This window comes from Hydrogenophaga sp. 70-12, assembly GCF_001897365.1.
GTDB classification, from domain to species: Bacteria; Pseudomonadota; Gammaproteobacteria; order Burkholderiales; family Burkholderiaceae_C; genus Hydrogenophaga; species Hydrogenophaga borbori.
On the sequence record NZ_MKSS01000243.1, the window covers coordinates 1 to 9823 of the forward strand.

A 9823-nucleotide genomic window follows, 5' to 3' on the forward strand; every position below is an offset into this window, starting at 1 on the left:
CTCCGGGAACAACCTATTGCAACTCAACAGCTAGCGCGCCAGTACCCCGATCACCAGCGCGTTCACCAGGTCGATAAAGAAACCGCACACCAGCGGCACCACGAGGAAGGCGCGCGGCGCGGCGCCGTACACCCGCACGATGGCGCTCATGTTGGCGATGGCCGTGGCCGTGGAGCCCAGGGCAATGCCACCAAAGCCCGAGCAGATCACCGTGGCCTCGTAGTCGCGCCCCATGCAGCGGAACACCACGAGCGCCGTGAAGCCCACGGCCAGCACGATCTGCAGCGCCATGACCGTGGTCATGAACACCATCACCGGCTCCAGCACCCACAGCTGCAGGCCCATCAGCGCCATGGTGAGGAACAGGCCCAGGCTGACGTCGCCGATCAGCGCCACGCCCAGGCGCATGCCGCTCCAGTCCCAGAGGCGCTCGCCGTTCGGTGACAACCACTGCCCCAGTCCGCGCAGCGCGATGCCCGCCATCAGGCAGCCCACGAAGCCCGGCAGCTTCAGGCCCGTGAGCGCCACCAGAGAGTTGAGGCCCTCGCCCAGCATGAGCGCCAGGTTGAGCCACAGCAGGGCCAGCAGCACGCCCTGGTAGTCCAGCCGCGCGTGCGGCTCGTCCTGGTAGCGCAGGCCCACCTCCACCTCGGCCGCGCCCGAGGGCGCGATGCGGTGGCGCCGCATCAGCCAGGCGGCCATCGGCCCGCCCACCAGACAGGCCGCCACCATGCCCACCATGTTGGCCGCCAGGCCCAGTTCGCCGGCCTCGGCGATGCCCAGGGTGTCGGTGAAATGCGGCATCCAGGCCAGCGTGGTGCCGACGCCGCCGGTGAGCGAGATGGAGCCCGCCATCAGGCCCGCGCGCGGGTCCATGCCGAAGGCGCCGGCCACCGCCATGCCCAGCCCGTTCTGCAGCAGCATGAAGCCGCTGGCCAGCGCCAGCAGCACCAGCAGCGGGCGGCCGCCCTCGCGCAGCGTGCGCACGTCCGTGCCCATGCCGATGGCGGCGAAGAAGTACAGCAGCAGCATGTCGCGCGCGCCCAGCGTGAAGACCATGCGCACGTCCAGCAGGTAGTACAGCGCGCACACCACGAGCGCACAGAGCATGCCGCCCACCACCGCTTCCGGGATGTTGAAGCGGCGCAGCCACTCGTACCGCCGCATCAGGCCCTTGCCGATGAACAGCAACAGGATGGCCAGCGTCAGCGTGACGAAGGCGTCGATCTCGTGCGTGGTGCGCCAGTGCGGGGGAAGCATGGAACCGATGCTAGCCAAAAGGGCGGCCGATGCCCCGGCACAGCCCTCACTAGGCCGTCCGGTGAATGGCTTTCCGTCGGGGTTTTTCTTTCAATGCCCTTCTCTTTTCCCATCGGGGCCATCGAGATGAACACGTTCAAAAGGTACTTGTCTTGCGCGACCGTGTGGACGGCCGCTTGCCTCCTGACCGCCTGCGGCGGGCATGTCGTCGATGGCGGCGGATCGCCATCGGATGGCGGAGGCGGCTCTGCGGCGCTGAGCCTCACGCCGCAAAGCGTCAAGACCTTTCACTTCAGTTGGGCCGCGGTGGCCGGCGCCACCAGCTACGTCCTGCTCGAGGACCCGGACGGCCAGTCGGGCTACACGGCCGTGGCCACCCTGCCCGCCGGCACCCGCGCGTACGACCACGAGGTATTTCTGCCGGCGCGCGTCAATGCGCGCTACGCGCTGCAGGTCTGCAACGCCAACGGCTGCGCCAACCGCGCCAGCGTCGACGCCAGCGGGCATCTCGCGGGCGCCATCGGTTACGTGAAGGCCTCCGCACAGAGCCAGAACATGGGCTTCGGCGCCCGTGTGGCAATGTCCGGCGACGGCAACACCCTGGCCGTGGGCGCCAGCGGGGACGGCAGCGACGCCACGGGCACGACCGGCACACCCGACCCACTCAACCACGGCTCCCCCAACAGCGGCGCGGTCTACGTGTTCGCGCGCAGCGGCAGCGGCTGGGTGCAGCAGGCCTACCTGAAGGCGTCCAACCACGACGCGGGCGACATGTTCGGCGACCATCTGGCCCTGTCCGCCGATGGCGCGGTGCTGGCCGTGAGCGCTGTGGGCGAAGACGGGTTCTCCAACAGCGTCGCCAACCCAGACCCGGTCGACAACAGCGCGCCCAACGCGGGCGCCGTCTACGTGTTCCGGCGCAGCGGCGCGGCCTGGAACCAAGAGGCCTACGTGAAGGCCTCCAACGGCGAGGCGGGCGATGCCTTTGGCACCGGCCTCGCCCTCTCGGGCGACGGCGCCACCCTCGCGGTGGGCGCGCCTTCCGAGCAAAGCAACGCCACGGGCATCAACGGCAACCAGCACACCAACAACGGCCCGGACTTCGGCGCCGTCTACGTCTTCGTCCACAACGGCATCGGCTGGGCGCAACAAGCCTATGTGAAGGCCTCCAACGCCGGCAGCGGCGACCTGTTCGGCGCATCGGTCGCGCTGTCCAACGACGGCAACGTCCTAGCCGCGAGCGCCCCCGGCGAAGACGGCTTCTCCAACGGCGTTGCCAACCCCGACCCAACCGACAACAGCGCGCCCAACGCCGGCGCCGTCTACATGTTCCGGCGCGGCGGTGCCACCTGGAGCCAGGAGGCCTACGTGAAAGCCTCCAACGGCGAGACAGGCGACGCCTTTGGCACCGGCCTTGCCCTCTCGGGCGACGGCGCCACCCTCGCGGTGGGCGCGCCCGCCGAACAGAGCGGCGCCACCGGCATCAACGGCAACCAGCACGTCAACAACGGCCCGGACTTCGGCGCCGTCTACGTCTTCACCTACAACGGCACAGGCTGGGCGCAGCAGGCCTACGTGAAGGCCTCCAACGCCGGCAGCGGTGACCAGTTCGGCGTGTCGGTCGCGCTGTCCAACGATGGCAACGCCCTGGCGGTGGGGGCGTGGCAGGAGGGCAGCCATGCCGCGGGCCTCAACGGCATTCAAACCGACGACAGCCTCGCTTACAGCGGCGCCGTCTACACCTTCGCCCGCCAGGGCAGCACCTGGGCGCAGCAGGCCTATGTGAAGGCGTCCAACCCGGACGCGAACGACCAGTTCGGCGGCAGCGTGGCGCTGGGTGGCGGCTCGGGCGGCCGCCCCCTGACACTGGCGGTGGGCGCGGTCAACGAATCCAGCAGCGCCACCGGCGTCAACGGCAACCCGGCCGACAACAGCGTCGCCGGCAGCGGGGCCGCCTACCTCTACTGAGCGCCGGTCAAGGCCGGGCCCGCTCCCAGCAGGGCGAGCACACCCAGCACCGCGAAGATCAGCGCCGCGACCGCGTGCACCAGCTTGATGGGCACGCGGCGCGTGATCGCTTCGCCGAAGAACACCACCGGCGCGTTGGCGATCATCATGCCCAGCGTGGTGCCGATCACCACCGCGAACAGGGGCTCGTACTGCGCGCCGAGGGCGATGGTCGCGATCTGCGTCTTGTCGCCCATCTCGGCCAGGAAGAAGGCCCAGGCGGTGGCGGCGAACACGCCCAGTCCGCGCGAAGCCTTCACCTCGTCGCCATCCAGCTTGTCGGGAATCAGCATCCACGCCGCCATGGCGATGAAGGACAGGCCCAGCACCCAACGCATGGCCACAGGCCCCACGGCGGCCATGACCCAGGCCCCGGCCGCGCCCGCGAGCGCGTGGTTGAGCAGGGTGGCCACGAGAATGCCCGCGACGATGGGCCAGGGCTTCTTGAACCGCGCGGCGAGCACCAGCGACAGCAATTGCGTTTTGTCGCCCATTTCGGCGAGCGCGACGATGCCGGTGGACAGGAGGAAAGCTTCCAAGGGGGGACTCCAACGGCCGGCGAACAAACCAAAGACCGCAGCGCCTCCCCGGCGCGTGCGGAGGCGGTGCGGTCAAAGGTCTTGCCAGGCTGGAAGGCTGCTCGCGCCATGGCCTGCGGGCCAAGTCTGTTGACGCGAGCCCCGGCGCGTGGCGCGCCGGGCGGCTACTCCCCGATGACGGGTGCGGGCGGGAGTATACCCGCCATGCGCATCAGACCAGGGTGACGCCGGTCTTGGACTGGATGAACTCGCGCGTGACGCCGGGCGCCAGCTCCACGAGCTTCAGGCCCTGCGGGGTCACGTCCATCACGCCCAGGTCGGTGATGATGCGGTCCACCACGCCCACACCGGTGAGCGGCAGCGTGCACTGCGGCAGGATCTTCAGGTCCTCGCTGCCGTCCTTCTTCTTCGCCACGTGCTCCATCAGCACGATGACGCGCGGCACGCCGGCCACGAGGTCCATGGCGCCGCCCATGCCCTTGACCATCTTGCCCGGGATCATCCAGTTGGCCAGGTCGCCCTTCTCGCTCACCTGCATGGCGCCCAGGATGGACAGGTTGATCTTGCCGCCGCGGATCATGGCGAAGCTGTCGTGGCTGCCAAAGATCGACGAGCCCTTGATGGTGGTCACGGTCTGCTTGCCGGCGTTGATGAGGTCGGCGTCGACCTGGTCTTCCGTGGGGAAGGGGCCGATGCCCAGCATGCCGTTCTCGCTCTGCAGCCACACCTCCTTGGTGCCGGTGTGGTTGGCCACCAGCGTGGGGATGCCGATGCCGAGGTTGACGTAGAAGCCGTCCTCGAGCTCTTGTGCCGCGCGCGCGGCCATCTGGTCTTGGGTCCAGGGCATGGTCAGGCCTTTTCGGTGATGGTGCGCTTCTCGATGCGCTTCTCGGGATTCGGGTTGTGCACGATGCGGTGCACGTAGATGCCCGGCAGGTGCACCTCATCGGGGTGGATGGCGCCGGTCTCGACGATCTCCTCCACCTCCACGATGCAGACCTTGCCCGCCATGGCCGCGGCCGGGTTGAAGTTGCGCGCGGTGTAGCGGAACTGCAGGTTGCCGCTCTTGTCGGCGCGGTGCGCCTTCACCAGCGACACGGCCGGCACCAGCGAGCGCTCCATCACATACGTCTCGCCATCGAACTCACGCAGTTCCTTGCCCTCGGCCACGATGGTGCCGACGCCGGTCTTGGTGAAAAAGGCGGGGATGCCCGCGCCGCCGGCGCGCAGCTTCTCGGCCAGCGTGCCCTGGGGCGTGAACTCCAGCTCCAGTTCGCCGGCCAGGTACTGGCGCTCGAACTCCTTGTTCTCGCCCACGTAGCTGCTGATCATCTTCTTGATCTGGCGCGTGTCGAGCAGCTTGCCCAGGCCGAAACCGTCCACGCCCGCGTTGTTGGAGATGACGGTGAGGTTCTTCACGCCGCTGTCGCGCAGGGCGTCGATGAGCGCTTCGGGAATGCCGCACAGGCCGAAACCGCCCACGGCCATGAGCTGGCCATCGGCGACCACGCCCTGGAGCGCGGCGGTCGCGCTGGGGTAGATCTTGTTCACGGGGATTGCCTCCGGGGAGTCGTGCTGGGAATGCGGGAAAGCGCAACGATACTACGTAGCGAATTACGTAGTATTTCGTAAAGGGCAACCACGATGGACATCGACTACCGGCTGGCCTTCGACCTGGCCCCCGTGGGGCTGGCGCTGTCGCGCGAGCGCTTCATGGTCGACTGCAACCAGGCCCTGTGCGAGATGTTCGGCGCCACGCGCGAGCAACTGGTGGGCCAGAGCTTCCAGATCCTCTACCCCAGCGCCGACGAGTACGAGCGCCTGGGCGCGCGCATGGCGCCGCTGCTGGGCCGCAGCGGCACCTACGCCGACAACCGCCTCATGAAGCGCGTGGGCGGCCGCCAGGCGGGCGAGATTTTCTGGTGCCACGTGACGGGCCGCGCGGTGGACCGCGGCGCGCCGCACGCGGCGGGCATCTGGAGCTTCGAGGACCTGAGCTCGCACCGGCCGGTGCGCGCCGAACTGACGGCGCGCGAGCGCGAGGTCGCCGCGCTGATCATGGACGGGCTCACCAGCAAGCAGATCGGCAAGCTGCTGGCCATCAGCCACCGCACGGTGGAGGTGCACCGCGCGCGCCTGATGCGCAAGTACCAGGCGCACAGCACGCCGGACCTGGTGCACCGGCTGATGGCGGGCTGAGGGGCCTCACTGCGGCTGGTAGCCGCTGTCCTTGATGATGCGGGCCCAGACCTCGCGGTACGCGGCCTCGCGCTTGCCGAGTTCGGCGCCGCTCATGTAGCCCACCGTCAGGCCCATGGCCGAGAGCTTCTCGCGCACGTCGGGCAAGGCAATCACCTTCTGGACCGCCGCGCCGAGTTTGTCCACGGCCGCCGCCGGTGTGCCGGCGGGCGCGAAGATGCCGTAGTACGGCATGTCCTCGAAGCCCTTGATGCCCAGCTCGCTGAAGGTGGGCACCTCGGGCAACGCGGCCTGGCGCTGGGTGCCCATCACGGCCACCACGCGCAGCTTGCCGGCCTTGTGGTTTTCAATGAAGTCGGGCACCGAGCCCACGCCCGCCGGGATCTGGTTGCCCAGCATGTCACCCATCATGGGCGCGCTGCCCCGGTAGGGCGCGGCCACCAGGTCCAGACCGTACCGCTTGCCGATCACCTGCACCGCGAACTGGGGCGTGGAGGCCGGCGCCGGAATGCCCACGGTGGCCTTGCCGCCGGCGGCCTTCACGCTGTCGATCCAGGCCTTGAAGTCGCGCGCGGGCGTGCCGCCCGACAGCGCCACCGCGTTCACGAAGGTGGCGAAGCCGGCCACGGGCACGAAGTCCTTCGCCGGGTCGAAGCCCGGGTTCTTCATGGTCAGCGGCAGGATGCTCACGCTGTGGTCGTGGCTGAGGAACACGGTGCTGCCGTCGGCCGGCGCGGCCTTCAGGGCCTGGCCCGCCAGCTGGCCGCCCGCGCCGGGCTTGTTGTCCACCACCACCGCCTGGCCCAGCTCGGGCTGCAGCTTCTCGGCCAGGATGCGCGCGATGGCGTCGGTGCCGCCGCCGGGTGGGAAGCCCACCAGGATGCGCACATTGGACTGGGCCTGTGCCAGGCCGGTGCCCAGGGCCAGGGCGGCCAGCAGCGCCACGCGGCGGGTCAGGGGGAAGGATCGCGACATGGAAAACCTCCGGTAGAAAAGAAAGGACGAAAACTTCAGCGCGGCTCGCCGTCGACCACGCTGGCGGCGGTGCGAAAGGCGTCCACGGCGGTGGGGATGCCGCAGTACACGGCGGCGTGCAGCAGCACCTCCTGCAATTCCTCGGGCGTGGCGCCGTTGTTGAGCGCGCCGCGCACGTGGCCCTTGAGCTCGTGCTGCTTGCCCAGGGCGGTGAGCATGGCCACGGTGATCAGGCTGCGGGTCTTGCGGTCCAGCACGCCACGCTGCCAGACGTCGCCCCAGGCGCGGCGCGTGATGTGGTGCTGCATGGGCTCGGTGAACGGGGTCATGCTGCCCAGGGCGCTGGCCACGAAGGCCTCGCCCATCACGTCGGTGCGCGCGGCCAGGCCGCGCTGGAATTCGGGGTCGTCGGGCAGGTTCATGCGGGCTCCGTGGGTTCAGGGCGGCGCAACGATACCGCACCACGCGCGCGCGGCGCGTTCGGCGGCTCGGGGATACTGGTGGCCGTCGATACCCCCAGCACAGGAGACACGCCATGGCCCGCTACCCCTTGCCCGACCTCAACAGCCTGCCCGAAGACATCCAGGCCCGCATCCGCGAGGTACAGGAAAAATCGGGCTTCGTCCCGAACGTTTTTCTCGCGTTCGCGCGACGCCCGGCGGAATGGCGCGCCTTCTTCGCCTACCACGACGCGCTCATGCTCAAGGAGACGGGCAGCCTCAGCAAGGGCGATCGAGAGATGATCGTCACCGCCACCAGCGCGGCCAATCAGTGCCTCTACTGCGTGGTGGCGCACGGCGCCATCCTGCGCATCTACGAAAAGAAGCCCCTGGTGGCCGACCAGGTGGCCGTGAACCACCGCAAGGCCGACATCACGCCGCGCCAGCGCGCCATGCTCGACTTCGCGCTCAAGGTTTGCGAGCGCTCGCACGAGGTGGATGAGGCCGATTTCCAGGCCTTGCACGCGCATGGCTTCGACGACGAGGACATCTGGGACATCACCGCCATCACGGCCTTCTTCGGTCTGTCCAACCGCATGGCCAACGTCACGGGCATGGCGCCCAACCCCGAGTTCTACCTGCTCGGGCGCGTGCCCAAGGCCAAGCCGGCGGCCTGAGCCCCTGTAGGACAAGGCCCCCTTTACGGGCCGATACCGCCAGGCAACCAAAAAAAACGGAACACCCGGCGGCCGGGCGTTTCAATACCTCGTCATCACTTCGGAGGTTCACCATGCCGCTCAGCCACACGTTCCGCGTCCGCGCCTTCCTGCTTGCCTCGGCCCTCGCCCTGGGTGTGGGCGCCGCGCACGCCGAGGATCTGAAAGGCCGCATCCAGTCCATCGACCACAGCGCGCGCAGCTTCACGATCAACAGCGAAGTGGTCTACGTCACCGACAAAACGGACTACGAAAACGACTACAAGCGCTTCGAAGACCTGCGCGAGGGCCACTACGTGGAAGTGGACATCAAGCGCCGCGACGGCCGGCTGTACGCCGACGACATCGAGTTCAAGAAGAACAAGCAGTGAGCGCGCGCGGCCGCCGCGGCACGGCCACGGCGCGGCCAGCCACCCCGGGTCAGCCTTCCAGGTGCTGGCGCAGGCTGTCCGGGATGGGCGCGGACTTCTGCTGAGGGAAGTTCACCCACACCGTGGTGGCGCCGCCCGAGGCGTAAACCGTCTCGGGGTCGTCGGCGCGCGTGAGCGTGCACCAGCTCTCGAAGCTGGTGCGGCCGGTGTCGCTCACGTACATGGTGGCGATCACCTCGCCAGGGAATTCCAGCTGCTTGTGGAAGGTGCAGAAGGCATTGACGATCACCGGCCCCTCGCCGCGCGGATCGGGCTGGCAGCCGATGGACTGCATCCACTCGATGCGGATGGTTTCGAGGTAGCGGAAATAGACCGTGTTGTTCACGTGGCCCATCGCGTCCATGTCGCCCCAGCGGATGGGGATGCGCATGCGGTGAACCTGTTTCTTCTTCTCGGGCAGTTCGAATTTCATCGGTGGGCTCGGATGGAGGCAAGGATGCCCAGCACGAACAGCGCGCACGCCAGCCACTGCATGGCGACCGGCCACTGCCCGTTCCAGGCGAAGGTGTAGAGCAGGCCGAAGACGGTCTCGCTCACGATGAGTTGTCCGGCCAGGCTGGGGCTCAGGCGCCGGCTGGCCATGTTCCACAGCACCGAGGCCACCCAGGCCGCGCCGATGCCGGTGACCAGGCACACCGCCACAAACAGGCCGAAGCGCGGCTGGGCGACGAGTTCGGCCGGTGCGCTGCCCGCCACCGCCGCGATGCCCAGCGCCCCCAGGCCGGCGGCCACGCCCAGCCAGTTGGCCCACAGCGTGGAGTTCACCTCGGGGTGGCGCGCCAGCCAACGCGCGTTGAGCAGGCCGTAGGCCGTCCAGGACGCGGTGGCCAGCAGCGCGAACGACACGCCCAGCCACAGCCTGGAGCCGGCGCCGGCCTCCCCGCCATGCGCGCTGGCACGCACCATCAAAGCGATGCCCGCGGCCGTCAGCAGCAGCCCGGGCAGCAGCGCGCGCCAGCGCAGGCCCTGCGGCTTGCCCAGCAGCATCACCCACAGCGGGATGGTGCCAATGATGAGCACCGGCAGCGCCGCGCCCGCCGCCTGGATGGCCAGCACCAGCAGCAGGTAATAGCCCGTGTAGCCCAGCAGGCTCAGGCCCAGCGCGGCCCAGGCCTGGGGCGCCGTGGGCCAGCGCGCGCCCCCGCGCAGCGCGGCCCACAGCAGCAGCGCCAGCGACAGCAGACCGCAGGCGAGGAAGCGGCCCACCGTGAGATCGACCGTGCCGAACTCGGGCAGCACCAGCGGCGCCACGAAGG

Annotated in this window: 12 protein-coding genes and 1 riboswitch; of the genes, 4 read left to right on the top strand and 8 right to left on the bottom strand. The window is 69.0% G+C overall.

Features of this window, described 5'->3' with window-relative positions:
- Positions 1-30 precede the first annotated feature (30 nt).
- Entirely contained in the window at positions 31-1260 is a 1230-nt protein-coding gene (gene gltS, locus BGO22_RS13835; protein WP_070398134.1) for a sodium/glutamate symporter, read from the bottom strand.
- A 126-nt stretch (positions 1261-1386) separates the two neighbouring features.
- On the opposite strand from gltS, the gene BGO22_RS13840 reads away from it, so the two are divergent.
- Positions 1387-3228, top strand: coding sequence for an integrin (locus BGO22_RS13840; RefSeq protein WP_083292999.1), 1842 nt, complete (start codon positions 1387-1389; stop codon positions 3226-3228).
- On the opposite strand, the gene BGO22_RS13845 is transcribed toward BGO22_RS13840, so the two are convergent.
- The 3 genes from BGO22_RS13845 to BGO22_RS13855 all read right to left on the bottom strand — a co-directional run bounded on the left by BGO22_RS13845 (position 3222) and on the right by BGO22_RS13855 (position 5357).
- A complete protein-coding gene (locus BGO22_RS13845; protein ID WP_070398136.1) occupies positions 3222-3806 on the bottom strand; it encodes a TMEM165/GDT1 family protein in 585 nt (194 codons plus the stop codon). The genes BGO22_RS13840 and BGO22_RS13845 overlap by 7 nt on opposite strands.
- Positions 3807-3817: 11 nt before the next feature.
- Positions 3818-3991, bottom strand: a riboswitch (yybP-ykoY riboswitch).
- A 26-nt stretch (positions 3992-4017) separates the two neighbouring features.
- The gene (locus BGO22_RS13850; protein ID WP_070398137.1) at positions 4018-4653 is read right to left on the bottom strand and encodes a 3-oxoacid CoA-transferase subunit B; all 636 of its coding nucleotides are present in this window, start codon (positions 4651-4653) and stop codon (positions 4018-4020) included.
- Positions 4654-4655: 2 nt separating this feature from the next.
- A complete protein-coding gene (locus BGO22_RS13855; protein ID WP_070398138.1) occupies positions 4656-5357 on the bottom strand; it encodes a CoA transferase subunit A in 702 nt (233 codons plus the stop codon).
- Between the two features lie 93 nt (positions 5358-5450).
- Between BGO22_RS13855 and BGO22_RS13860 the strand changes: the two genes are divergently transcribed.
- Positions 5451-6005 carry a PAS and helix-turn-helix domain-containing protein gene (locus tag BGO22_RS13860; RefSeq protein WP_070398139.1) on the top strand — a complete coding sequence of 185 codons (555 nt, stop codon included), beginning with the start codon at positions 5451-5453 and terminating at the stop codon, positions 6003-6005.
- Positions 6006-6011: 6 nt separating this feature from the next.
- Here BGO22_RS13860 and BGO22_RS13865 read toward each other — a convergent pair whose 3' ends face one another.
- Together BGO22_RS13865 and BGO22_RS13870 are read right to left on the bottom strand one after the other, a co-directional pair.
- Positions 6012-6980, bottom strand: a complete 969-nt coding sequence (locus BGO22_RS13865) for a Bug family tripartite tricarboxylate transporter substrate binding protein (protein ID WP_070398140.1) — start codon at positions 6978-6980, stop codon at positions 6012-6014.
- 35 nt (positions 6981-7015) lie between these two features.
- A complete protein-coding gene (locus BGO22_RS13870; protein ID WP_070398141.1) occupies positions 7016-7402 on the bottom strand; it encodes a carboxymuconolactone decarboxylase family protein in 387 nt (128 codons plus the stop codon).
- Between the two features lie 113 nt (positions 7403-7515).
- Between BGO22_RS13870 and BGO22_RS13875 the strand changes: the two genes are divergently transcribed.
- On the top strand, positions 7516-8097 hold the full coding sequence (locus BGO22_RS13875; protein ID WP_070398142.1) for a peroxidase-related enzyme: 582 nt from the start codon (positions 7516-7518) through the stop codon (positions 8095-8097).
- A gap of 113 nt (positions 8098-8210) precedes the next feature.
- Positions 8211-8507, top strand: coding sequence for a DUF5666 domain-containing protein (locus BGO22_RS13880; RefSeq protein ID WP_070398143.1), 297 nt, complete (start codon positions 8211-8213; stop codon positions 8505-8507).
- Positions 8508-8556: 49 nt separating this feature from the next.
- On the opposite strand, the gene BGO22_RS13885 is transcribed toward BGO22_RS13880, so the two are convergent.
- Together BGO22_RS13885 and BGO22_RS13890 are read right to left on the bottom strand one after the other, a co-directional pair.
- A complete protein-coding gene (locus BGO22_RS13885; protein ID WP_070398144.1) occupies positions 8557-8979 on the bottom strand; it encodes an acyl-CoA thioesterase in 423 nt (140 codons plus the stop codon).
- Positions 8976-9823, bottom strand: an 848-nt coding sequence (locus BGO22_RS13890) for a DMT family transporter (RefSeq protein WP_286851343.1), incomplete at its 5' end; no start/stop codon positions are given. The genes BGO22_RS13890 and BGO22_RS13885, both read right to left, overlap by 4 nt.

Excerpts from the sequence above, each read along its gene's own strand:
- gltS (WP_070398134.1), bottom strand. The coding sequence starts at position 1,260 with ATGCTTCCCCCGCACTGGCGCACCACGCACGAGATCGACGCCTTCGTC.
- BGO22_RS13840 (WP_083292999.1), top strand. The coding sequence starts at position 1,387 with ATGAACACGTTCAAAAGGTACTTGTCTTGCGCGACCGTGTGGACGGCC.
- BGO22_RS13850 (WP_070398137.1), bottom strand. The coding sequence starts at position 4,653 with ATGCCCTGGACCCAAGACCAGATGGCCGCGCGCGCGGCACAAGAGCTC.
- BGO22_RS13860 (WP_070398139.1), top strand. The coding sequence starts at position 5,451 with ATGGACATCGACTACCGGCTGGCCTTCGACCTGGCCCCCGTGGGGCTG.
- BGO22_RS13865 (WP_070398140.1), bottom strand. The coding sequence starts at position 6,980 with ATGTCGCGATCCTTCCCCCTGACCCGCCGCGTGGCGCTGCTGGCCGCC.
- BGO22_RS13870 (WP_070398141.1), bottom strand. The coding sequence starts at position 7,402 with ATGAACCTGCCCGACGACCCCGAATTCCAGCGCGGCCTGGCCGCGCGC.
- BGO22_RS13875 (WP_070398142.1), top strand. The coding sequence starts at position 7,516 with ATGGCCCGCTACCCCTTGCCCGACCTCAACAGCCTGCCCGAAGACATC.
- BGO22_RS13880 (WP_070398143.1), top strand. The coding sequence starts at position 8,211 with ATGCCGCTCAGCCACACGTTCCGCGTCCGCGCCTTCCTGCTTGCCTCG.
- BGO22_RS13885 (WP_070398144.1), bottom strand. The coding sequence starts at position 8,979 with ATGAAATTCGAACTGCCCGAGAAGAAGAAACAGGTTCACCGCATGCGC.